Source organism: Sphingomonas sp. G5 (genome assembly GCF_052660795.1).
The window spans coordinates 1,437,685-1,461,303 of sequence record NZ_CP109660.1 but is presented as its reverse complement, the minus strand read 5'-3'; the positions used below and the strand labels follow the sequence as shown (position 1 = coordinate 1,461,303).

Below are 23,619 nucleotides of genomic sequence, written 5' to 3'. Positions count from 1 at the left end.
GGTGAGGCCCGCGTCGATCCCGGAACCACGCGTGACGGCGCTCATTTCTCGAACCCCGCGAGGTACTCGACGTACTCCGCTTTCTGTTGCGCGAGCCCACTGTGCGGTTCCGCGTATACGTGGTCGAACATCGTCTCGGGTGCGCGGGTCGTCGCTCCGATGCACGCCGCGCGCACTTCGGCGGCGAGCGCGTCGGCGGCTCGATCGACCTCGGCCATCCCGGAATCGTCGAGCATCCCTTCGGCGCGCAGATACGCCTCCAGGCGCGCGATGGGGTCGCGCTGCGCCCATTCCTCGACCTCGGCGGCGTCCCGGTACCGGGTGGGGTCGTCGCTGGTGGTGTGCGGCCCCATGCGGTAGGTCACGGCCTCGAGGAACGAGGGCCCCTCACCGCGGCGAGCGCGATCCAGCGCCCACCGCATCGCGGCGACGCAGGCGAGGGCGTCGTTGCCGTCGATCCGCAGGCTCGGGATGCCGAACCCCGGCGCCCGGCCCGCGATCGGGTACTTCGCCTGGACGGTGACGGGTTCGCTGATCGCCCACTGGTTGTTCGAGCAGACGAACACCACGGGCGCGCGGAACGACGAGGCGAAGACCATCGCCTCGTTCACGTCTCCCTGGCTGGTGGCCCCGTCTCCGTAGTAGGCGACGGCGACGTCGGTGGAGCCGTCGCGCTGAGCACCCATCGCCCACCCGGTGGCGTGCAGGGACTGCGCTCCGATGATGATCTGGGGCGGAGCGGCATTGATGGTCGTGTGGTCGTAGGCCGAGTGCTCCTCACCGCGCCACGCGAGCACGTAGTCGGCGGGCTGCGCCCCGCGGCCCAGCAGGACGCCGTGCTCGCGGTAGCTGGGAAAGACGAAGTCGCCGGGGGCGAGGGCGTGCGCCGTACCCACCTGGGTAGCCTCCTGGCCGCGGCACGGAGCCCACAGCGCGAGCTGACCCTGGCGCTGCAGGGCGACACCCTCGGCGTCGAGACGACGGGTCAGGACCATGTCGCGGTGCAGGGCGCGCAGCTCGTGCGGCGACACGTCGGCGACCCACGGGTCGAGGGTGTCATCGGCGATCCGCGAGCCGTCGGGCTCGAGAAGGCGGAGCACGTCGTCGACGCCGTCGTGCTCGTCGGCGCTTCCCGGGGAAGTGCCTCGCGTCTGGGTGTACGTCATCGTCATCCCTCCAGTGCGGCCGGGGCTCCTCGTGAGAGCCGGGGCGTACGGGTGCCGGCAGCACCGCCGACGGGGCCGACCGTACGCGCGGAATGCACCCCGCTCAAGACCTCGTCGTCATATTGAGCATCGTGCCCACCGCGACCGACCTTCGCGCTGCTAATGTTTCGCACCATGAGCAAGCTCGACGCGGTCGACCTCGACCTGCTCCGCGCCCTGTCCGCCGACCCGCGCGCCACCGTCGTCGCGCTCGCCGAGAAACTCGGACTCTCCCGCAACACCGTCCAGGCGCGCATGAGCCGCCTGGAACGCGGGGGCGTCTTCCTCTCGTACGAACGCACCCTGTCGGCGGAGGCCCTGGGCTTTCCCATCGAGGCGTTCCTTCAGGTGACGGTGCGCCAGGCCGAGCTTCCGGCCATCCGTGCCGAGCTCGCCAAGGTGCCCGAGGTGCTGCAGGCGCACGGCCTCAGCGGACAGGTCGACCTGCTCGTGCGGGTCGCGTGCCGCGACACCCAACACCTGTTCGACACCGACGCCCGCATCCTCGCGATCGAGGGTGTCGAACGCACCGAGACCTCGCTCGTCATGGGCGAGGTCATCGGCTATCGCGTCGGCCCGCTGATGCAGCTGGCGCGCGAGGAGATCTAGCACCCTCCCGCGGCGCCCCGACCTACGGCGCCGGCACCACCGGGATACTCGCCGTCTCCGCCTTCTGCTCGGTCGGGCTGCCGGCATCCATCCGCACCAGAACCACACCCACCAGGATCAGCGCGCCCCCGACGAACTGGATCGGCGCGGGCGTCTCGCCCAGCAGCAGCCACGCGAACCCGAGCGCGAACAGCACCTCGCTGAGGCCCACGAACGACGCGAGCCGCGAACCGATCAGCGGTACCGCGATGACTCCGAGCGCGTAGCCGACGGTGGTCGCCACGGCTCCCACCCAGAGCAGGGGCAGGATGCCGGGGAGCTCGAGCCCCGCGAGCGACACGGTGATCGAGGGGGCGGCGAAAGGCAGCGCGCCGGTGAGCACCAGCACCCCCATGAGCAGCGTTCCGGTGAGCAGGCCGCCGGCGGCCAGGGCGAGGGGTGGGAGGTCGTCGCCCGCGCGCCCGGCGATGACGAAGTACGCCGCGGCGCACACCGCGGCGCAGAGCGCGAAGATCGTGCCGAGCAGGTCGAAGCGCGCTCCGCTGATGTCGACGACGAGCACCAGACCCGCCATCGCGACGACGGAGCCGATCAGCACGGCCTTCGACGGCGAGCGGCGGGTGCGCACCCACACGGCGATGACGATGAGCACCGGCGCGATGTACTGGATGAGCAGGGCGACGGCCACGGGCATCCGCTGCATCGCCGCGAAGTAGAAGAGCTGGCAGCCGGCGACGGCGGTGAGTCCGAACGACACGATCAGCAAGCCGTGCCGGCGCACGAACCCGCGCTGGCGGCGAATCGCGCGCACGAGCGCGGGTGAGAGCAGGAGCGCCGCGAGGCCCATCCGCACGAGCAGCACCGCGCCGAGCGACCACCCGCCGTCGAGCAGGGGTTTGACGAAGGGACCGCTCGACGAGAACGCCAGGGCCGAGGCGACGGCGATCGCGAGCCCGGTGACGGCGGTGGAACCGCGGTGGGTGGGAGGCGGGAGGGTCACGGAAGACGTGGTCATGCGGGCCTGCTGTCACGAGTGAAGGGGGTTTACACTCGTGACAGTACGGCCTCGACCTGTCAGGAGTCAACGTGGTCTTCATTCGTGACACAGAACTCGTGCTGCGCGCCGCCGTCGAGCTCGTCAACACCCTGCCCCACACGGAGGTCAGCGGGGTCGACACCCTCGTCGACGCCTCCGCTCTCGAGGCCTTCACCGAGACCCACGGCTACACCGGCTCGCGCACGCGCGACGCTCGCGAGCTGACCGCCGTGCGCGGCATCCGGCCCCGACTGCTCGCGCTGTGGAGTGCGGATCGCGACGGGGCCGTCCCCCTGGTCAACGCGATGCTCGCCGACGGGCGGGCGCTCCCCCAGCTCGTGCGTCACGACGGCCTCGACTGGCACATCCACGCGAGCGACCCCGCGGATCCTCTCGCGACCCGCATCCTCGTCGAGACGGCCCTCGCGTTCGTCGACGTCATCCGCGCCGACGAGTACGACCGCGTGCGCGTGTGCGACGCCGACGATTGCAACGGCGTCTACGTCGACTTCTCGAAGAACGGTTCGAAGCGCTACTGCGACGCCGGCAACTGCGGCAACCGCATGAACGTCAACGCGTACCGCAAACGCAGGGCGGACGCTCCGGCATGAGGCCGTCTTGATCCTGATCGAGCAGGCCTACTGCACGAACTCCCGGATCGCGAATGCCGCGGCCTCCGGCGTCTCGTAGTGGATCAGGTGCCCGACCTCGGGGATCTCGACGAGCCGCGCGTCCGGGAACAGGGTCGCCAGGTGGCGCTCGGCCTCGATGGGCGTGATGTCGTCCTTCTCGGCCGCGATGAGCAGGGTGGGCTGCGCGATGCGCGGGGCGAACTCGCGCACGTCGTGCGAGACGCTCGTGACGAAGGCCTCGTGCAGCACGTCGCGGTCGGCGAAGCGTGAGAAGTACTCGTCGTGCTGCTCGTGCACGAAACGGCGCAGGTCGGGGTCGCGGGTCTTGGCCATGGCGTTGCTCATGACGCGCACGATGAGGCCGTTGCGCAGCAGTGCGTCGCCGAGCGCGCGCGGAAGCTTGGCCCCCGCCAGGTAATAGAACACGGCGAGGCGGGTGAGGATCCCGCGCGGCCCCTCGAGCGCGGGCGCTCCGATCGGATTCACGAGGACGAGTTTCGGCGTCGACAGCCCGCCCGCCACCGCCGCGGACGACACGATCGAACCGAACGAGTGGCCGAGCACGATGGCATCCGGAGCGACCTCTTCGACGAACGCGCGCAGCCACGCGGCGTAGGTGTCGAGATCATGGGGGCGGCCGACCAACGGCGCGGTCTCGCCGAATCCCGGGAGGTCGGGAGAGATGACGCGGATGCCGGGAAGATGCGCGACCACCGGATCGAGCCCGTGGTGCTCACCGCGGAAGCCGTGCACCGCGACGATCGTCGTCTCGGCGTCGTCGTCGCCGTAGACCCAGTACGCCGTCGTCCCCCCGAGAACACCGGCCTCGCGCCGCACGACGGGGATCTGGGCGAGTCGTTCGGCGTAGGGGTTCGACATGCGTCGAGTCTACGAGGAGGGTCGGGCAGGACTCGTCGGCACCGATCCACCGGGAGCGGGGGCGCGCAGGCCCTCGCGTTGTGCGGGAGGAGATTGCTCGACGGGAGGAGACCTCTCGCCCCACGCATCCTGCGCTCGCCGGATCCCCTCCCGTCGCCGCGCGTCCTGGCCCGCTTCTCCGCGCCGACCCGCGCTCGCCCTTTCTCGCGCCCGTGCTCCGGCAGGCGCGTCTTCCCTCCTGCACCCGTCGGCAGGAACGCTCTTCGTGATCCTTCCCGCTCTGCGCGCCTCGACGGCGATGTCGGAGCTCCGCTCTACCGTGAGCGCATGACCACGTGGCAGGCCGAGCCGCTTCCCCTCTTTCAGACGCCCGAGTGGGCGCGCCTCGTCGGCGTGTTCGACCTCGAGACGACCGGCGTCGATGTCGAGAACGATCGGATCGTCACCGCGCACGTGGGTGTGCTCGACGCCGACGGCCGCGTCGTCGACGCCCGCGACTGGCTCGCCGACCCGGGCGTCGAGATCCCGGCGGGGGCGGCGGCGATTCACGGCATCTCCACCGAGCGAGCCCGCGCCGAGGGCTCTCCGGCCCCGCGCGTCGTGGCCGAGGTCGTCGAAGCCCTCGGCGCGCTCTTCGCCGCCGGCATCCCGATCGTCGCCTACAACGCGCCCTTCGACTTCTCAATGCTGAAGAACGAAGCCGTACGACACGGCGTCGCCCCGATCGCCGACCCCTCCCCCGTCATCGACCCGCTCGTGGTCGACAAGACCTTCGACCGGTACCGCCGCGGAAAGCGCACGCTCTCCGTCGTCGCCGAGCACTACCGCGTCCCCCTCGAGTCCGCCCACGAAGCCTGCGCCGACGCCGTGGCGGCGGGCCGCCTCGCCCTCGCCCTCGCCGAGAAGTTCGGTCCCTGGCTGCCCTCGACCCTCGACGAGCTCCACACCCGCCAGATCGGGTGGGCGCGCGCGCAGGCCGCGAGCCTCACGGAGTACTTCGTCAAGATCGGGCGGCTGGATGCCACGGCTCCCGCGATCGACGGGGCCTGGCCGATCCGCTGACCCGGTCCCGCTTCTCGACCGCCCGTCCTCGATCCCCGCCGCGCCGAAGCGGTCGATGCCCGGGCGCCCCTGCTCTGCTTCCGCTATGCATCTCCTGTGACGAACGTCGTCCTTGATCGACACGCCACGGAAACGTGCCACCCCTAGCGTGGCGCCAACGCTCTCGGTGGCGACCTTATGCGCGACGCTGCCGCACCTTCTGAATGGACGACACAACCCATGCGCCACGCTTCCGCAGCCACGCCCTCGAAGCATCCCGTTCTCCGTCGCCCCCTCCTGGCCCTCGGCGCCGCGGCGCTCGTGGCCGGACTGATCTCGTCAGCCGTCGCACCGGCGGTCGCGGCCGACCCCGTCGACGGAGCACGCACCGCGGGAGACGCGATGTTCCCCAACGTCGGCAACGGCGGCTACGACGCCCTCGACTACGACATCGACCTCGCATGGACTCCCGACGCGGTACAGACCGGATCCGTCGTGGCGGGCTCCGTGGTCGCGACCTCGACCATGACCGCCCGTGCCGCCGAGCCACTGCGCAGCTTCTCGCTCGACTTCGAGGGACTCGTGGTCGACTCCGTCACCGTCGACGGCACCCCCGCCGCCTGGCAGCGCGACAGCGATGCCGGCGCGATCCGCCACAAGCTCATCGTCACCCCCGCCTCCCCGGTCAGCGGCGAGTTCCGCGTGACGGTCGCGTACCACGGGGTCCCGCAGGCCCACGTCGACGCCGACGGATCGTACGAGGGCTGGAACGCCACGACCGACGGGGCGACCATGCTCGGTCAACCGGTCGGCAACATGACCGGATTCCCGCACAACAACACCCCGGGCGACAAGGCGACCTACTCGATCTCCCTCGATGTCCCCACGACCCTGAGCGACACGGCGGGTCAGGGGTCCGCTCAGGCCGCCGCGGTCAGCAACGGCGAGCTGCTCTCGACGACGCCGTCGGCCGACGGCACCCGCACGACGTGGGCGTGGCAGCAGACCGAGCAGATGGCATCCGAACTGCTCATCATCTCGATCGGCCGCTACGACGTCATCGAATCGACCGTGACGCTCAGCGACGGCAGCACGATCCCGGCGTGGTCGTTCGTCGATTCGACCTCCACGACCGCGAACAAGGCGACCGTGACCAGCGCCGTGGATCAACTCGGCCCGATCATCCGCAACCTCGAGTCGATCTACGGTCCGTACCCGGGGCGCAGCGCGGGTGTCGTCGTCGACCGCGTCCCGCGCGGGATCAACTACGCGCTCGAGACGCAGGACCGCTCGTTCTTCCCCACGCGGATCGGCTTCAGCACCCTCGTGCACGAACTCGCCCACCAGTGGTACGGGAACAACGTCTCCCCGACGACCTGGACCGACATCTGGGTCGCCGAGGGCATGGCCACCTGGTCCGAGAGCTTCTACGCCGGCAGCGACGGGTTCGGAACAGGCACCCCCTCACGCGAGCAGCAGTTCGACGCGTGGAGCGGCACACCGGCCGGCGACGGCGCCTGGAGCATCGCCCCGGGCGCCCAGACCGACTCCGCCTCCCTGTACGGCTACCAGACCTATGACCGTTCGGCGCAGTTCTGGGCGGCTCTGCGCGTGGCGATCGGCGACGACGCGTTCTTCGACGTCGCGCGGCAGTGGCAGACACGCAACGCCGGCACGAGTAAGACGGGGGCCGACCTTCTCGCGCTCGCCGAAGAACTCTCCGGCCGCGACCTGCGAGCGTTCTATCAGGGCTGGATCCTGGATGCCGACAAGCCCGCGTGGCCCGATCAGTTCACGCTCTCGCTGACGTCGTCCGCGACCGCACCGCTCGAGCGCGCCGCCACCGCGAGCTACACGCTCACGGCCGAGAACACCGGGCTGGTTCCCTTCGCCTCTGCGACCGCGACGCTCGATGTCGGCGGCATCCTGAATCGGGCCTCGATCGACTCGGCCACCCTGCCCGACGGTGTCGCCCTGACCGGCGACGACCTCGTCTGGACCATCCCCGCGACGGATCCCGGCCAGACCGCCGCGACGACGTTCGCGGCGACGGTCTTCGACGAGGCCTCGGGCGGCGCCCTGACCACCGAGGCCGCACCGAGCCTCGGCGGAACGTGCGCATCGTGCGCGAGCACTCTCGCGGTGCGGGAGTACCCGGTCGATGCGCAGGCACCGGTCATCACCGGCGACACCGCTGTGGGCTCGACGCTCACGGCGACCACCGCCGGTTGGACCGACGACACCTCGTTCACGTACTCCTGGGCCGTCGACGGGATCTCGATCCCGGATGCCACGACCTCGACCTTCACGATCCCGCCCACCGCCGAGGGGCGTACGGTGACGGTCACCGTCACGGGCGGTCGCGCCGGCTACCTCGACCAGACGCGGACGAGCGCCCCCTTCGGACCGGTGGCCGCGGCGGCGGCTGCGTCACCCTCGGCTTCGCCGTCGGCATCGGCTCCGGCCGCGCCGCGCGCCCCCGGACAGCTCGGGGCGACCGGCTCGGAAGCGCCGATCACGGCGGCGGTGTGGGCCGCGGCCGCGCTGATCGGCGGCGCGGTGCTGTCGGTGGTCGCGGTGCGCCGTCGGCGAGTTGCGCGAGGTGAGGATTCGGTCTGACCGCTTCGGCGAGGACGCCCCTGCTCCCGGGTTGCCGGGGGTGGGGGCGTCTTCTCGGCTGGACAGCCCGCCGGATGGGCCGAGATGGGGGCGTCGTTTGGCCAGACCACCCGGAGCATCGCCGGGAGCGGAAGAGTTATCTAACCATCTCGCTCTGCGCGCCGCCGGGAGGAGCACACCTGACCACCCCGCTCTGCGCGCCGCCGGGAGGAGCACACCTGACCACCCCGCCCTGCGCGCCGCCGGGAGGAGCACACCTGACCACCCCGCCCTGCGCGCCGCCGGGAGGGGCACATCTGATTAAACCGCCCTGCGCGCCGCCGGGAGCGGGGGACGTCGGGTGCCCGCATCACCCTGCGTGTTACCGGGTGCGGAGCGTCGTCTGCCCTAGCCACCTGCGCAGGGCGTCATCTCTCCGAGCGGCCGGCAGCTCGTCAACGTCCGTGTCAGCGGGCGCGGTGCCAGGTGGTGATTTGGAGCCGCCGCCACGCGACCTGCGAACGCGGCCACGATAAGAGTTTCCGCCCGAGAACCGAGGGCGATCACTTTTCGGCGCCAGGGCCCTGCGCACTCGCGTTGGGGTCCGCGGAGCCGGGTCGCGCGTCTGGACGCCGACCAATGCGGGACGCGCGTTCTGCGCGGGGCGCGCAGTATCGGGACCATCCCCTCACCTGACCCCTCCCGCAGGCTCCGGCATCCCCGCCAGCAAATTTCCATCGGCAGATCCCTCTCCTCCCTCGAAATGAGCTCGGGCCCTCGTTGCGCCATCGCACGGCGTCCGCCCTGGCACACCGGCATTCCAGGACATTTCCCCTGCCCACGAATCGCTCGTCGACGTCGCCGGACTCGCTCGCTCAACTCGTCGAAGGGGGGCGATTCACCGTGTGCCTTCCCCGCGGAAGTCAATGTCGGTGGTCGGCGATAACGTTCTGCCATGACCCGCACCGCACACTCCGAAGACCGGTCGACGCCGGTGTTCCGGGAGTGCGACGGGGCGCCCTGGCCGAGCGACGACGAGCTCGAGCGCGAAGCCGAATGGGCGGCTTTTCGCGAGGGTGGCGATGTCGAATGGTGGACCGACGACGACCTCCCGTCCAAGGACTCCGCGCCTTCCGCTCCTCCGCGGGGCGTACCGCTGCACCTGCCCAACCGATCAGATGCCGTCGCTGGCGACGAAGCCTGGGAGTGGGACGACATCACCGACCTGCTCGGCGGCGAAGCTGCATCGGTCGCCGACCTCGACGCCCGCCTGGGACATCTCGAATGCGTCGTCACCGATCGGCAGCGGGCGACCGCCGACGAATACCGCCTGATTCTGGCGATCCTCGACGACGCCGCCTTCGATCCGACGCCGTGGGTCGGGCCTGACCCCACTCTCGATCGCGCCTGGCACGACGCCCGAGGCCGCACGCCCGGCGCCGTCCGACGCGACCGCATCGATCTCGCCGAACGTGCCGCCGTCGCCGAGATCGCGGTGCGCCTGCACCTCTCCGAACAGACCGTGCGCACGAGGGCCGCCCACGCGCGGACGCTGTCCGACGGGTGCCCGCAGCTCTGGAAGGCCTTCGCCGAGGGACGCCTGTCCGAGAAGCACGCCGTCGACGCAGCCCGTCTGGCCTCGACTCTTCCCGCCGGCGATGCCGACGCCTTCCACCGCTTCGACGACGAAGCGTGCCCGCAGGCATTGGCTCTACCCCCGGCGAAGTTCGCCGTCACCGCCCGCGCCATTCGCGAGCGTGTCCACGCCGAGTCGATCGAGGCGCGCCACCGCCGGGCCGCACACGACCGCGGCGTGTGGATGCGAGCCGAGCTCGACGGCATGGCGTCGCTGCACGCGCTCCTGCCCGCCGACCGCGCTCGCGCCGTGATGTCGCGTCTCGATCAGGTAGCCCGGCATTTGCGCGCTGCGACCGACGAAGAGCGGACGCTCGCGCAGCTGCGTGCCGATGCCTTCGCCGACCTGGTGACGATGACCGAGGGCCCCGCCCAGACAGCAGCCGTTCCGTCGGGGTCCCAGGCAACCGTTCCCTCGCCCGGAGACGCGTCGAAAGCACCCGGCGATGGGCCCGGCGCGCCTCACGAGCCCGACTCCCCGCGCACGTTCCGCTCGACTCCCCCGGCAACCGTCGTCGTCACGATCCCCGCGCTGACGCTTCTCGGCCACGACACCCAGCCAGCCACGCTCGAGGGGTACGGACCGATCGACCTCGACACGGCCCGGCGCCTGGCCGGCACGGCGACCTCGTGGATCCGGCTCCTCACCCACCCCGTCACCGGCGCGCCGCTCATGCTCGACCGCAAGACGTACCGTGTACCCGTCGCCCTCCGGCGATGGCTCGGCGTCACCTCGCCCAGCTGTGTCTTCCCCGGCTGCGGCCGCGCGGCGCGGGACTGCGACATCGACCACCTCATCGCGTGGGCCGACGGCGGTACGACGGACGACGACAACCTCGACCCGAAATGCCGACATCACCATCGCCTGCGTCATGAGAGCCGGTGGGACATCGATCGTGGAGCGGACGGTCGCACCGCCTGGATTTCACCCCTGGGTGGCAGATACGGCACGGATCCGCCGCCGTTCTAGTGACCGAGCCGCAATGACGTTCGTGACGAAACGGGATGCCGCGCCGTCACGATGCGTGACACCCGTGACGCGCCCCGGGGCGTGTGCCGCGGCACCGGGCCCGGCATCGGCCGCAGCGCCACCTTGCTGCCCCGACCATGACGCCCGTCGCGCAATGGTCCGGATATTGTTTCGATCCCCCAGCCCTGCCGCAGCCCTGCCCCTGCCCCAGCCCCAGCCCCCCAGCCCTGTCGCAGCCCTACCCCAGCCCCAGCCAGGCCAGACTGTTCCCGTGACCGTCCGCATCGCCACCGTCCAGGCCGAAGCAACCCCCGGCGCCGTCGAGCTCAACATCGCGCGTTCCGCGCAGCTCGTCGCCGAGAGCGCCGAAGCCGGAGCAGAACTCGTCCTCTTCCCCGAGGCCTTCCTGACCGGCTACGACGAGGCCACCTTCGGCGGCACGCTGCCGAACCTCGATGACCTCACCTGGCTCGCTCCCCTGCAGGAAGCCGTCGACGAGACCGGCGTCATCGCCGTGGTGAACACGGCGCTCGACGATGGCCACCGTCGAACGCTGACCGACGTCCTGCTGGCTCCGGGCGCGCGGCCCCTCCCCGCGTACGCGAAGCAGCACCTCCACGCCCCCGAGCGCACCATCTTCGTCTCCGGCGCGCGGGGATACTCGTTCCGCATCCGCGATGTCGAGTTCGCACTGTCGGTCTGTTACGACGCGAACTTCCCCGAGCACGCCGCCGCTGCGTCGGAGACGGGAGCTACCGTCTACCTCAACAGCGGCGCCTACTTCCCCGGCGGCGAGCGACGTCGAGACCTCCACCTCGCCGCGCGCGCTCTCGACAACGGCATCTACGTCGTCTACAGCGGCCTGATCGGCGCCCCGAGCGACTTCATCGGCGGCTCGGCCGTCTTCGACCCCCTGGGGCGCCGCGTCGCGTCGGTCGACGAGCGCGAGGGGCTGGCCATCGCCGATATCGATCCCGCCCTCGTGGAGGACGTCCGCCGAGATCAGCGGATGTGGACGGACCGCCGAGAAGATCTGGGCGACTTCGAGCGGTCCGGCGACCTCACGGGACGCACCGCGCGAGCGACCGGCGCCTGACCCGCCCCGCACCGGTCACGGGACGCGACGTGGGAACGACCAGCGTCCCGACCGCCCGCGCCGCGAACGGGCCCTGCCACACATGCAATCGCGTCCGAACCGCCGCGCGCTCCCCAGCGACTGACGGCATCGCCCGCACGTCATGCGCGCTCCGCCCGGGCCACCGACCGGCGGCGCTGCACCGCCCGAAGACACCGCCGCGCGCTGCCGAGACCAGCGGAGTTCCTTCGACGTCCTCACGGGAACACGCAAAGCCCCCCATCCCGAAGGACGAGGGGCTTTCGCGGCGAAAACCGCTGCGGATCAACGACCGCCGAAGTTCTTGAAGCGCTGGTTGAACTTCTCGACGCGACCGGCCGAGTCCATGATGCGCTGCTTGCCCGTGTAGAACGGGTGCGAAGCCGACGAGATTTCCACGTCGATGACGGGGTACTCCACGCCATCCAGCTCGATCGTCTTGTCGCTGGACACGGTCGAACGGGTGAGGAACGTGTCGCCCGAACCGAGGTCGCGGAACACGACGGCCTTGTACGTGGGGTGGATGTCAGTCTTCATGGGAGGTCCTTTGAGAAGTGGTGTCCTGGATTCTGCCAGGACGTCAAAGTCTTCGGCGCCGATGGCACCAACGGAAGAGTCTACCAGGCCCCGACCCGAGCCGCCGTCACGGTCTCGGACAGCGACCGGTCAGGACGCGCGAGCAGCCCAGCGCCCCGCTTCGTGCGTGAGCGTGATGTCGAGACCGAACGTCTTCGACAGGTTCTCCTCCGTGAGAGCCTCGTCGAGGGGCCCGGATGCCACCGCCTCGCCGTCACGCAGAAGCAACACGTGCGTGAATCCGACGGGAATCTCCTCGACGTGGTGGGTCACCATCACCATCGCCGGCGTGGTGGGTGCTTGCGCGTATCCCGAAAGCAACGCCAGCAGCTCTTCGCGCGCACCGAGGTCGAGGCTCGCGGTGGGCTCGTCGAGCAGCAGAAGCTCGGGGTCGGTCATGACAGCGCGGGCGATCTGCACGCGCTTCTGCTCGCCGTCGCTCAGTGTCCCGAACGTGCGGTCGGCGAGGTGGTCGAGCTTCCACTCGGCCAGCACCCGCAGCGCGCGACGCTCGTCGATGTCGTCGTACGCCTCGCGCCAGCGCCCGACGACGGAGAAGGCCGCCGTCAGCACCACGTCGAGCACGCTCTCCTCCGGGGGTACGCGACGCGCCATCGCCGAAGATGCGAAACCGATGCGGGGACGCAGCTCGAACACGTCGGTACGGCCGAGACGTTCGCCGAGGATCGTCACCGAACCGGACGTCGGATGCAGCAGCGTGTCGGCGAGCTGCAGAACAGTCGTTTTCCCCGCGCCGTTCGGGCCGAGGACGACCCAGCGCTGGTCATCCGACACCGTCCAGTCGAGGTGGGACACGATGTCCCGCGCGTTCCGGCGGACGACGACGTCGGAGAACTCGAGAACCTGGGGCATAGGTCTAGCCTACTGTCCGAGACGGACGGCACCGGATGCCACGCGGCCCTGTGGAGGGCGGGTGGAGGACTTCATGCTCCCTCCCGGCGAACTCCGCGTACACCGTCGCGACAGACACCGGGAGACACCCGCTCTACTTCCCCGCGACCTCCGCGTAAAGCGCCGCGGTCGTCTCGGCGATCGCAGCCCAACTGAAGTCCTCGACCGCGCGCTGACGACCGGCCTGTCCGTAGGTCCGGGCCTTCTCGGCATCCATCGACACCTCCGTCAGCACGCGGGCGAGGTCGGCGACGAAGCGCTCGGGATCCACGGGCGTCCCGGTGCCGTCCTGCACCTGGTCGATCGGCACGAGTCGTCCGGTGACACCGTCGACGACGACCTCGGGAATCCCGCCCGTCGCCGTTCCGACGACCGCGGCGCCGCACGCCATGGCCTCGAGGTTGACGATCCCCAGCGGCTCGTACACCGAGGGGCAGACGAACGTCGTCGCAGCCGTGAGAATCGCGCACAGCTCGTGCCGCGGCAGCAGCCTCTCGATCCACACCACTCCGTCGCGGGTGGCCTGCAGACCCCGGACGAGCTCCTGCACCTCGGCCATGATCTGCGGGGTGTCGGGCGCGCCCGCGCAGAGGATCAGCTGCACCTCGGGCGGCAGCTGCTCCGCCGCGCGCAGCAGGTAGGGAAGGCCCTTCTGCCGGGTGATGCGCCCCACGAAGACGACGGACGGCCGCGAAGGGTCGATCCCCTGAGACCGCAGGAAATCGTCGTCCGACACCGGATGCCACGACTCGGTGTCGATGCCGTTGTAGATGACCCGCACCTTGTCGGGGTCGAGCGACGGATAGCTGCGCAGGATGTCGTCGCGCATACCCGAACTCACGGCGACGACGGCCGCCGCCCCCTCGTACGCGGTCTTCTCGATGTAGCTCGACACCGCGTACCCGCCGCCGAGCTGCTCGGCCTTCCACGGCCGGAGCGGCTCGAGGCTGTGCGCGGTGACGACGTGCGGGATGCCGTGGAGAAGGGATGCCAGGTGACCGGCGAAGTTCGCGTACCAGGTGTGCGAGTGCACGACGTCGGCACCGGCGATGTCCGAGACGATCGCGAGATCGGTGCCGAGGGTCTGGATGGCGCCGTTCGCCGACGCGAGCTCCGTCGGGACGCCGTACGAGGTTGTGTCGGCCTCGTCGCGCGACGCGCCGAACGCGCGGACCTGCACCTCGGTGCCCTCGGCACGCAGCGCTTTCACGAGTTCGGTGGCGTGGACCCCGGCGCCGCCGTAGATCTCCGGCGGGTACTCCTTGGTCACGATGTCGACGCGCATGAGACGAACCGTAGTACACGGCGAGACGCGCCGTGAACGTGTTCCCGCCCGCTCCCCCGAGCCCTAGGGTGGTGCCATGCCTGCAGCGCCGAAGGTCTTCGGAATCATCCTCGCCGGCGGCGAGGGAAAGCGACTCATGCCCTTGACGGCTGACCGCGCCAAACCCGCCGTGCCCTTCGGCGGTCAGTACCGCCTCATCGACTTCGCGATCTCGAATCTCATCAATTCGGGCCTGCGTCAGCTCGTCGTGCTGACGCAGTACAAGTCGCACAGCCTCGACCGGCACATCTCCCAGACGTGGCGCATGTCGCCCATGCTGGGCGCGTACGTCGCCTCGGTCCCGGCGCAGCAGCGACTCGGAAAGCGCTGGTTCTCCGGATCCGCCGACGCGATCCTGCAGTCGATGAACCTGATCCGCGACGAGAAGCCCGACATCGTCGTCGTGATCGGCGCCGACCACGTGTACCGCATGGACTTCAAGCAGATGCTCGACGCCCACATCGCCTCCGACGCGCGGGCGACGGTCGCCGGCATCCGCCAACCGATCTCTCTCGCGAACCAGTTCGGCGTCATCGACACCGACCCGACCGACCCCACCAAGATCCGCGCCTTCCTCGAGAAGCCGCAGAACCCCGAGGGGCTGGCCGACGCTCCCCACGAGGTGCTCGCGTCGATGGGCAACTACATCTTCGACGCCGACGCCCTGGTCGAGGCCGTCACCCACGACGGCGAGCTGCCGACCTCGGCGCACGACATGGGCGGCGACATCGTCCCCTACTTCGTGCACCGCGGCGAGGCGGCCGTCTACGACTTCAACCGCAACGACGTGCCCGGCTCGACGCCGCGCGACCAGTCCTACTGGCGCGATGTCGGCACGATCGAGTCGTTCTACGACGCGCACATGGACCTGATCTCGACCCTGCCCGTGTTCAACCTGTACAACAACGACTGGCCGATCTACTCGCAGACCTTCAACGCTCCGCCGGCGAAGTTCGTCCGCGACTCGGTTGGCCGCATCGGCAACGCGATCGACTCGATCGTGTCGCTCGGTTCGGTGCTCTCGGGAACGCACCTCGAGCGCAGCGTCGTCGGCCCGTGGGCCCTCGCGGGGGGTGGCTCAACCATCACCGACTCGGTGCTCTTCGACAGCGTGCAGGTGGGCGCGGGAGCACGCATCCACCGCGCGATCCTCGACAAGAACGTCGTCCTCGAACCCGGTGCCACCATCGGCGTCGACCGCGAGCGCGACCTCGCCCGCGGATTCACCGTCACCGAGACCGGCATCACCGTCGTCGGCAAGGACGTGCACGTCCACGCGTGACCCCAGAGGCCGATGACCTCGGATGCGAGAGGGGCGGTGACCGAACTGGTCACCGCCCCTCTTCTGCATCGGGAGGGGGGTTCAGACCCCCACGCGCTCGACGGCGTCACGTGAGATCCGCGATGAGGCGGGTCGGGCGAGACGCGCTCGCACGGAGAAGCCCTCTTTCAGACCCCCACGCGCTCGAACGCGTCGCGCGAGATGCCCTTGGCGAGAACGGCCTTCGACCACTCCTTCGCGGTGTGCAGGCTGTGATCGCGGTAGTTGCCGCAGCTGAACGCATCGGTTCCCGGCACGTCGTCCCACTCGACCTCCTCGACGATCACGCGCAGCGAATCGGAGACGGCGTCGACGAGCGCCGCGACCTCGGGCTCGCCCCACATGATCACGTGGAAGCCGGTGCGGCAGCCGAACGGCGAGATGTCGATCAGACCGTCGATGCGATCGCGCACGAGGCTGGCGAGCAGGTGCTCGATGGTGTGGAGCCCGGCGGTGGGGATCTCCTGCTCGTTCGGCTGCACGAGACGCAGGTCGAAGTTCGAGATGACGTCGCCGCGCGGCCCGGACTCGGTGCCGATGAGGCGTACGTACGGCGCCAGGACCGCCGTGTGATCGAGGGTGAAACTTTCGACGTCGGCCATGAGGAGGTCCCTTCTGAGGAAGCGGGGGTACCGCAGAAGCCTACGGCGGGCTCACCGTCGGCAGACCCCGCGTGACGCCGTGCGACGCAGGCAGCCGCGTCTTCGAGCCGCGCGGACGTGACCCGGCGGGGCCTCGCTCCTCGAACCGCTAGCGTGGAGCGCGTGCCTGCGACCGCCCGTTTCCTCGTCGTCCTCGATGCCGATTCCACGCTGATCCGCAACGAGGTCATCGAGCTCCTCGCCGACGAGGCCGGCCGGGGGGCCGAGGTGGCCGCCGCCACCGAAGCCGCGATGCGCGGCGAGGTCGACTTCGCAACGAGCCTGCGCTCGCGGGTGCACGCGCTGGCGGGCGTACCCACCGAGGCGTTCGAGCGGGCGATCGCGCGCATCGACCCCACCCCGGGCGTGCGCGAGCTGATCGCCGCCGTGCACGAGCGCGGCGGGGTCGTGGGCGTCGTGTCGGGTGGGTTCCACGAGGTTCTCGACACCGTGGCTCCCGACCTGGGCGTCGACCTCTGGCGCGCGAACCGGCTCGTGGCCGTCGACGGAGCCCTCACGGGAGAGGTCGACGGAGACATCGTGGATGCCAGGGCCAAGGCCGACACGCTCCGCCGCTGGGCCGATGAGCTCGGTGTTTCCCTCCCTCTCACCTTCGCGATCGGAGATGGCGCGAACGACCTCGAGATGATGGCGACCGCGGGACTGGGGCTGGCATTCAACGCCAAACCCGCGGTGCGCGAGCGCGCGGACCTCGTCGTGGGGGCCGTCGATCTGTCTCAGGTCGTCGCGCTGCTCCCCCGCTGACTTCCGGGCCGCCCGCGCCGAAAGACCCCCTTTCCGATGTCGGAGGTCCGTTCTACCCTCGCCGCATGGACGTCATCCTGGTTCCCGGTCTGTGGCTCGACGCGTCGTCGTGGGACGACATCACCCCCGCTCTGGAGGCGGCCGGCCATCGCCCGTACCCGTTGACTCTGCCCGGACCGGCCGTAGGCGACCTGGTCGTCGACGACTGGGTCGATGCGGTCGCCCGAGAGATCGACCGCCTCGGCGATCGCGTGATCCTCGTCGGGCACTCGGGCGGCGGCAACGTCGTCTGGGGCGCGGCTGACCGCCGACCCGACCGGGTCGCGCGCGTCATCCTCGTCGACACGATCGTGCCGCATCCGGGGGCGACGATCTCGGAGTTCCCCGTCGAGAACGGCGTCGTACCCTTCCCCGGGTGGGACTTCTTCGATGACGACGACGTCGCCGATATCGACGACGAGACCCGTCGGCGCACCGCGGAGCACGTCGTCGACGTGCCCGGCCGCGTGCCGAGCTCACCGATCACGCTGAGCGACGAGCGACGTTTCGCCGTGCCCGTGACGATTCTGTCGGGGCAGCTCGATGCGGAGTCCTTCCCGCGCGTGCTCTCTCAGTGGGACGCCTACGCGCGAGAGGTGGACAAGATCGAGAACGTCGAAGTCATCACGCTCGATTCCGGCCACTGGCCGCAGTTCTCGCAGCCCGAGCGGTTCGCAGAAAAACTGGTCGCCGCGGTGCGGTGAGAGCTGTCCCGTCCCGGGCTCACGGCCAGCGCTGTAGCGCTCGACCACAAGCGCGTACCGCGTCGTCAGCACGCCAGTCGCCCGGGCGACTGGGGTGCAACCCGGGCCCGGCGGCGTGCATCCGAGGCCTCAGTGCCCCATGCCGAGACCGCCGTCGACCGGAATCACCGCACCCGAGATGTACGCGGCGTCGTCACCGGCGAGCCAGGTGACGACGCCGGCGACCTCCTCGGGAGAAGCGAAACGCCCCGCGGGGATGTTCTTCTTGTACTCGGCCTGGGTGTCGGCGGGGAGCTCGGCCGTCATGTCGGTCTCGATGAAGCCCGGAGCGACGACGTTCGCCGTGATGCCGCGACCGCCGAGTTCGCGCGTGAGCGAGCGGGCGAAGCCGACGAGGGCGCTCTTCGATGCGGCGTAGTTGATCTGACCGGCCGAACCGTAGAGCCCGACGACACTCGAGATGAGGATGACACGCCCCCAGCGCGCCTTGAGCATGCCCTTCGACGCGCGCTTGACGACGCGGAAGGCCCCACCGAGATTGGTGTTCACGACGCTGTCGAAGTCGTCCTCGCTCATGCGGAGCAGCAGGGTGTCCTTCGTCACGCCGGCATTCGCCACGACCACCGCGATCGGACCGAGCTCGGCCTCGACCTGCGTGAAGGCGGCGTCCACGGCGGCCGCGTCCGTCACATCGGCGCGCACGGTCAGGGTTCCCTCGGGGCCCTCACCGGAGCGGGCGGTCACGGCGACCTTCCACCCCTCGGCGACGAAACGCTCGGCGATGGCTCGACCGATGCCCCGGTTTCCTCCGGTGACGACGACGACGCGGTCCTGGGACATGGTGACACTCCTGCGCTTGCGGTGACGGAACCGCCCTAGCCTACCGAGGCGACTCCCCGGCCCCGCCCGCCGAGGTTTGACACGGGGTCGGCACCGCTGGAACGCTGGACGAACGCGCGACGAAAGGGGCTCCCGTGAGCGACGACCGCACCACCGACCCGCAGCATCCCGAGCACATCGGGTCCGACAACACGCACGGCAGCGAGCAGCCCTCGTCGCCCTACGCTCCTCAGACCGAGACGTCCCCGGCTACCCCGTACGAGGCGGCAGGGCTGTCGGCGTCCGCGGCACCCTCCGACGGCCCTTCGGCGGACGGTTCTCCGGCGTACGGCGCTGCGCCGTACGAGGCCACGGCGCCGGAAGCCCCGGCCTACGGAACACCTGCACCCCCGGCGTACGGGGCGTCCGCGCCCGACGCCCCCGCCTACGCGACGCCCGCGCCCGACGCCGGCGCCGCCTACGGCGCCCCCGCCTACGGCGCCCCGGCGTATAACCAGCCCCCGACCTCGACCTACGGACAGCCCGCCTACGGCACGCCCAACGCGGCCTACGGGTACGGCGGCGCCTACGCCGCCCCCGCGCGCACCAACGTCCTCGCGATCGTGTCGCTCGTGGCATCCCTCGTCGGTTTCGTGCTCATCCTGCCGGTGGTCGGATCGATCGCCGGTGTCATCATGGGGCACATCTCGCTCAAGCAGATCAAGGAGCGGGGCGAGCGCGGGCGCGGAATGGCCCTCGCGGGCGTCATCGTCGGCTACGTGACCCTCCTTTTCGTCATCCTCTTCATCATCGGGATCTCGATCCTCATCGCCGGCAGCGCCGGTTCCAGCGGCTCGCGCTACGGCGCGTGACAATCGCGATAGGCCGCCGGGCGTTCAGGCGTCTGGCGGCTTGTCACGATGTCGAAGAGTCGGCGCGAGGGCGCACCCTGTGTCATCCCCACGGGCGTACCCTGATACCACTGTGAAGACATCGCACACCGCTCAGTCCGCGACGTCGCTCCCCAAGGCACCGAGGGAGGACGCCGATTCCCGTTTCACCAAGTACATGGTGATGATGGGGATCCGTATCGCGTGCTTCATCGCGATGGCCGTCATCACCCCCTACGGCTGGTACACCTTCGTGTTCGCAGCCGGAGCGATCTTCCTGCCCTACCTCGCCGTCATCGTCGCCAACGTCGGTGCCGATCAGGGCTCCACCGAGGCGATCGCTCCCGAACGCGCGCTCGAAGCTCCCTCGGCCACCCCCGCTCCCGCAGCCTCCGCCGAGGGCCCGCTCGTCATCCGTATCGCCGAGACCCCGCGCCTCGATTCCCCGCGCGACGATCGCTCGTGAACGACGAGCCCGCCGAGTGCTCGCGGGCCGGATGCCGAGAAGCCGCCGTCTGGTCGATCCACTGGCGCAATCCGCGCATCCACGCGGCCGACCGTCGTAAGACCTGGGTCGCATGCGACGAGCACGTGGCCTACTTGCGCGCGTTCCTCGGCGCCCGCGACTTCCCCGTCGAGGTTGCCGCCCTGTCGAGCGAACGCGCGTGAACGTCTCGCCGACGGACGTACCCTGGAAGACGTGGTCGGTTCGGTCGAGATGAACGTGTGCATCGGGTGGTGCGCACGATGAGCGAGCGCGAGATGCCCGCGGCCGGACGGTGGGCCATCTACGTCGGTATCGCGATCCTCTTCGCGATCGCCTGCGGGTTCCTCTCGAACTGGCAGTTCTCGCGCAACGCCGAGCGCAGCGAACAACTGCAGCTCGTCGCCGACAACTACGACGCCACCCCTGTCCCCCTCGGCGAGCTGCTCGCTCCCGGCGCCGAGCTGAACCCCGGCGACGAGTGGCGCCCCGTGCGCATGCAGGGGCAGTACCTCACCGACGAGCAGCTGCTCGTCAGAAACCGCGCGCACGGGGGCTCGGCGGCCTTCGAACAGCTCGTGCCGTTCCGACTCGACGACGGTCGCACCTTCCTCGTCGACCGCGGGTGGCTCGCCCCCGGCAACCAGCAGTCGGAGCCCGACGACATCCCCGCGCCTCCTTCCGGCGAGGTGACGGTCGAGGTACGTCTGCGCCTCGAGGAGGCCGCCCCGACCTCGGGCCGCACCGCCGAGACCGGTCAGGTGCCGACGATCAATCTCGGACTCGTCGAGGAGCAGACCGGCCCCATCGAGCAGGGCGCCTACGGCCTGCTCATGTCGGAGTCCCCCGCTCCGGCCGCCGCGCCCGCCCCGGTCGACCCGCCGAGCAACGACCCGGGTCCGTACCTGTCGTACGCGGTGCAATGGATCCTCTTCGCCGTCATGGGCTTCGGCTTCATCACCTATGTCATCGTCAACGAGCGCAAGCTCCGCCGAGAAGAGGACGACGACGAGGACGACGAGCTCATCGAACCCGTCCCGACGCCCGAGAACCCCACGGGTGAGCGCCGCCGCGTCGACCCGGTCGCCCTGCACCGCTCGCGCAAGCGCCCGAAGGACCGAGACGCCGACGACGAGGACGCCCTGCTCGACGCCCGCTGAGCGGAACGGCAAGATGGCGGAATGACCCCGATCGTGCGCCCCGCCACGGCCGACGACCTCGCCGCGGTACGACTCATCGGGATTTTGAGCTGGCCGCCCACCTACGGCCCCACGCGAGGCGCGGGCTACGTCGTCGCCGGGTTGGATCGTTACTGGAGCGACGAGGCGATCGGCACCGCGATCAGGGAGGAGCGCGTCGATGTCGCCTGCCGTGACGACACCGTGATCGGAATGAGCGAAGTCGACCGGATGGGCAACGATCTGGTGCTCTGGAAGCTCTACGTCGCACCCGATCAGCAGCACCGGGGTGTGGGCCGGCGGCTCGTCGACGCCGGGAAGGAGCGCGCCCGTGCCATCGGCGGCGACCTCGTCACCGAGTACGACATCGGTAACGCGACCGTCCGCGGCTTCTACCTCCGCCAAGGATTTCGCGACGATGTCGCGCCCTGGCCCGGCACGGATGCCGTGTGGATGCGCTGGGCGCTGTCCCGGCAGAGGTGACGCCGTGCCGGCACCCACGGCATCCGCTTTTGGCGGCGCTCGGCTTACGCCAGGGTGATCAGATCCGCGTAGTCGCGGCCCCAGATGTCTTCGACCCCGTCGGGCAGGATGAGCACGCGCTCGGGGTTGAGCGCCTCGACGGCGCCCTCGTCGTGCGAGACGAGCACGACAGCGCCCTCGTAGTGCGACAAGGCGCCCAGGATCTCTTCGCGCGAGGCGGGGTCGAGGTTGTTCGTGGGCTCGTCGAGCAGCAGCATGTTGGCCGACGAGACCACGAGGGTCGCGAGCGACAGGCGCGTCTTCTCGCCACCGGAGAGCACTCCCGCGGGCTTCAGCACGTCGTCGCCGACGAACAGGAACGATCCCAGCACCTTGCGGGCCTCGGTCGCGGTGATGTGCGGGGCCGACGACATCATGTTCTCCAGCACCGAACGGTTCACGTCGAGGTTCTCGTGCTCCTGGGCGTAGTAGCCGATCTTCAGACCGTGCCCGGGCTCGAGCTGGCCGGTGTCGGGCTGGTCGACGCCGGCGAGGATGCGCAGCAGCGTGGTCTTTCCGGCTCCGTTGAGCCCCAGGATGACCACGCGCGAACCGCGGTCGATCGCGAGGTCGACGTCGGTGAAGATCTCGAGCGAGCCGTACGACTTCGAGAGCCCGGAGGCCATGAGCGGAGTCTTCCCGCAGGGCGCGGGCTTCGGGAAGCGCAGCTTCGCGACGCGCTCTTCGGCACGCACCTCGTCGAGGCCCGAGAGCATCTTCTCGGCGCGCGCGACCATCTGGTGCGCGGCCGCTGCCTTCGAGGCCTTCGCGCCGAAGCGCGCGGCCTGCAGCTGCAGGGCCGTGGCCTTCTTCTCGACGTTGACGCGCTCCTTCTTGCGGCGCTCCTCGTCGGCCACCCGCTGGCGCAGGTAGTTCTTCCAGTTCATGTTGTAGACGTCGATGACCTGGCGATTGGCATCCAGGTAGAAAACGCGGTTGACGGTCTCGCCGACGAGTTCCACGTCGTGCGAGATCACGATGAGCCCGCCCTTGTAGCCCTTGAGGAACTCGCGCAGCCACACGACACTGTCGGCGTCGAGGTGGTTGGTCGGCTCGTCGAGGATCATGGTCTGCGCGTCGGAGAAGAGGATGCGCGCCAGTTCGATGCGACGACGCTGACCGCCCGACAGGGTCTTCAACGGCTGATCGAGGATGCGGTCGGGAAGAGAGAGGTTGTGGGCGATGGATGCCGCTTCCGCCTCGGCCGCGTATCCGCCCGCCGCTTCGAAGCGCTCGGTGTAGTTCGCGTACTTCTTCATCGCCTTGGCGGCCACGGCGGGATCGTCGTCGCCCATCGCCATCGACGCCTCGTGCATGCCGAGGGCGAGAGAGCCCAGGCCGCGGGCGTCGAGGATGCGGGTGCGCGCGAGCATCTCAGGGTCTCCCGAGCGGGGGTCCTGGGGCAGGTAGCCCAACTCCCCCGAGCGGTCGACTCCGCCGTTCGCGGGCAGGAGGTCGCCGGCGAGCACCTTCGTCAGCGTCGTCTTACCGGCGCCGTTGCGCCCGACAAGGCCGATCTTGTCGCCGTCGGAGACGCGGAACGCCACATCGGACATGAGCACGCGGGCACCCACGCGGATCTCGAGGTCGTGCACGGCGAGCACAGCGAACGTCCGTTCTTCGGAGATGGGGAAATGGCCGACATGGCCAGCCACTCAGTATAAGACGCGCTCCTGCATGCCCGCCGACAGCGCGTTCAGCACCGCAGCGGCGGCGCGCTCGAAA

The 23,619-nt window shown here is 70.0% G+C and carries 23 protein-coding genes; 14 read left to right on the top strand and 9 right to left on the bottom strand.

The window, feature by feature from the left end:
• Positions 1–41: 41 nt before the first annotated feature.
• Positions 42–1,166, bottom strand: a complete 1,125-nt coding sequence (gene pdhA, locus NE358_RS07060) for a pyruvate dehydrogenase (acetyl-transferring) E1 component subunit alpha (protein WP_103210004.1) — start codon at positions 1,164–1,166, stop codon at positions 42–44.
• A 174-nt stretch (positions 1,167–1,340) separates the two neighbouring features.
• Here pdhA and NE358_RS07055 point away from each other — a divergent pair, with 174 nt between their 5' ends.
• Entirely contained in the window at positions 1,341–1,814 is a 474-nt protein-coding gene (locus tag NE358_RS07055) for an Lrp/AsnC family transcriptional regulator (RefSeq protein ID WP_056232426.1), read from the top strand.
• Between the two features lie 22 nt (positions 1,815–1,836).
• Here the strand turns inward: NE358_RS07055 and NE358_RS07050 are convergent, their stop codons facing one another.
• A complete protein-coding gene (locus NE358_RS07050) occupies positions 1,837–2,829 on the bottom strand; it encodes an EamA family transporter (protein WP_141376862.1) in 993 nt (330 codons plus the stop codon).
• 71 nt (positions 2,830–2,900) lie between these two features.
• Between NE358_RS07050 and NE358_RS07045 the strand changes: the two genes are divergently transcribed.
• A complete protein-coding gene (locus NE358_RS07045; protein ID WP_103209755.1) occupies positions 2,901–3,461 on the top strand; it encodes a CGNR zinc finger domain-containing protein in 561 nt (186 codons plus the stop codon).
• A gap of 27 nt (positions 3,462–3,488) precedes the next feature.
• Here the strand turns inward: NE358_RS07045 and NE358_RS07040 are convergent, their stop codons facing one another.
• On the bottom strand, positions 3,489–4,361 hold the full coding sequence (locus NE358_RS07040) for an alpha/beta fold hydrolase (RefSeq protein WP_289942455.1): 873 nt from the start codon (positions 4,359–4,361) through the stop codon (positions 3,489–3,491).
• A 327-nt stretch (positions 4,362–4,688) separates the two neighbouring features.
• On the opposite strand from NE358_RS07040, the gene NE358_RS07035 reads away from it, so the two are divergent.
• The 4 genes from NE358_RS07035 (at position 4,689) to NE358_RS07020 (ending at position 11,701) form a co-directional block, all read left to right on the top strand.
• Positions 4,689–5,423 (top strand): exonuclease domain-containing protein, encoded by a 735-nt coding sequence (locus tag NE358_RS07035; protein ID WP_289942454.1) that lies wholly within the window; start codon positions 4,689–4,691, stop codon positions 5,421–5,423.
• A gap of 219 nt (positions 5,424–5,642) precedes the next feature.
• Entirely contained in the window at positions 5,643–8,021 is a 2,379-nt protein-coding gene (locus NE358_RS07030; protein ID WP_289942453.1) for a M1 family metallopeptidase, read from the top strand.
• Positions 8,022–8,955: 934 nt separating this feature from the next.
• Entirely contained in the window at positions 8,956–10,605 is a 1,650-nt protein-coding gene (locus NE358_RS07025) for an HNH endonuclease signature motif containing protein (RefSeq protein WP_289942452.1), read from the top strand.
• A 271-nt stretch (positions 10,606–10,876) separates the two neighbouring features.
• Complete coding sequence (locus NE358_RS07020; RefSeq protein WP_289942451.1) at positions 10,877–11,701, top strand: carbon-nitrogen hydrolase family protein; 825 nt, start codon at positions 10,877–10,879, stop codon at positions 11,699–11,701.
• A 303-nt stretch (positions 11,702–12,004) separates the two neighbouring features.
• Here NE358_RS07020 and NE358_RS07015 read toward each other — a convergent pair whose 3' ends face one another.
• The 3 genes from NE358_RS07015 to glgA form a co-directional block, all read right to left on the bottom strand.
• Positions 12,005–12,256, bottom strand: a complete 252-nt coding sequence (locus tag NE358_RS07015) for a type B 50S ribosomal protein L31 (RefSeq protein ID WP_013586710.1) — start codon at positions 12,254–12,256, stop codon at positions 12,005–12,007.
• A 129-nt stretch (positions 12,257–12,385) separates the two neighbouring features.
• Positions 12,386–13,168, bottom strand: coding sequence for an ABC transporter ATP-binding protein (locus tag NE358_RS07010; RefSeq protein WP_103209770.1), 783 nt, complete (start codon positions 13,166–13,168; stop codon positions 12,386–12,388).
• Between the two features lie 133 nt (positions 13,169–13,301).
• Positions 13,302–14,492 (bottom strand): glycogen synthase, encoded by a 1,191-nt coding sequence (gene glgA / locus NE358_RS07005; protein ID WP_289942450.1) that lies wholly within the window; start codon positions 14,490–14,492, stop codon positions 13,302–13,304.
• A gap of 76 nt (positions 14,493–14,568) precedes the next feature.
• On the opposite strand from glgA, the gene glgC reads away from it, so the two are divergent.
• Positions 14,569–15,813 (top strand): glucose-1-phosphate adenylyltransferase, encoded by a 1,245-nt coding sequence (gene glgC / locus NE358_RS07000; protein ID WP_289942449.1) that lies wholly within the window; start codon positions 14,569–14,571, stop codon positions 15,811–15,813.
• A gap of 167 nt (positions 15,814–15,980) precedes the next feature.
• On the opposite strand, the gene NE358_RS06995 is transcribed toward glgC, so the two are convergent.
• Complete coding sequence (locus NE358_RS06995) at positions 15,981–16,454, bottom strand: S-ribosylhomocysteine lyase (protein ID WP_103209777.1); 474 nt, start codon at positions 16,452–16,454, stop codon at positions 15,981–15,983.
• Between the two features lie 162 nt (positions 16,455–16,616).
• On the opposite strand from NE358_RS06995, the gene serB reads away from it, so the two are divergent.
• Together serB and NE358_RS06985 are read left to right on the top strand one after the other, a co-directional pair.
• Positions 16,617–17,258, top strand: a complete 642-nt coding sequence (gene serB / locus NE358_RS06990) for a phosphoserine phosphatase SerB (protein ID WP_103210006.1) — start codon at positions 16,617–16,619, stop codon at positions 17,256–17,258.
• A 65-nt stretch (positions 17,259–17,323) separates the two neighbouring features.
• Positions 17,324–18,001, top strand: a complete 678-nt coding sequence (locus NE358_RS06985) for an alpha/beta fold hydrolase (RefSeq protein ID WP_289942448.1) — start codon at positions 17,324–17,326, stop codon at positions 17,999–18,001.
• A gap of 129 nt (positions 18,002–18,130) precedes the next feature.
• On the opposite strand, the gene fabG is transcribed toward NE358_RS06985, so the two are convergent.
• Positions 18,131–18,841 carry a 3-oxoacyl-ACP reductase FabG gene (gene fabG / locus NE358_RS06980; RefSeq protein WP_103209782.1) on the bottom strand — a complete coding sequence of 237 codons (711 nt, stop codon included), beginning with the start codon at positions 18,839–18,841 and terminating at the stop codon, positions 18,131–18,133.
• A 134-nt stretch (positions 18,842–18,975) separates the two neighbouring features.
• On the opposite strand from fabG, the gene NE358_RS06975 reads away from it, so the two are divergent.
• The 5 genes from NE358_RS06975 (at position 18,976) to NE358_RS06955 (ending at position 21,855) form a co-directional block, all read left to right on the top strand.
• Positions 18,976–19,692, top strand: coding sequence for a DUF4190 domain-containing protein (locus tag NE358_RS06975; protein ID WP_289942447.1), 717 nt, complete (start codon positions 18,976–18,978; stop codon positions 19,690–19,692).
• Between the two features lie 112 nt (positions 19,693–19,804).
• The gene (locus NE358_RS06970) at positions 19,805–20,176 is read left to right on the top strand and encodes a DUF3099 domain-containing protein (protein ID WP_103209785.1); all 372 of its coding nucleotides are present in this window, start codon (positions 19,805–19,807) and stop codon (positions 20,174–20,176) included.
• Positions 20,173–20,379, top strand: coding sequence for a hypothetical protein (locus NE358_RS06965; RefSeq protein WP_103209787.1), 207 nt, complete (start codon positions 20,173–20,175; stop codon positions 20,377–20,379). Before NE358_RS06970 ends, NE358_RS06965 begins: the two co-directional genes overlap by 4 nt.
• Before the next feature lie 78 nt (positions 20,380–20,457).
• Positions 20,458–21,354, top strand: a complete 897-nt coding sequence (locus NE358_RS06960; protein ID WP_289942446.1) for an SURF1 family cytochrome oxidase biogenesis protein — start codon at positions 20,458–20,460, stop codon at positions 21,352–21,354.
• Between the two features lie 21 nt (positions 21,355–21,375).
• Positions 21,376–21,855, top strand: a complete 480-nt coding sequence (locus NE358_RS06955) for a GNAT family N-acetyltransferase (protein WP_141378203.1) — start codon at positions 21,376–21,378, stop codon at positions 21,853–21,855.
• Between the two features lie 44 nt (positions 21,856–21,899).
• Here NE358_RS06955 and abc-f read toward each other — a convergent pair whose 3' ends face one another.
• Entirely contained in the window at positions 21,900–23,498 is a 1,599-nt protein-coding gene (gene abc-f / locus NE358_RS06950; RefSeq protein ID WP_103210012.1) for a ribosomal protection-like ABC-F family protein, read from the bottom strand.
• Positions 23,499–23,619 lie beyond the last annotated feature (121 nt).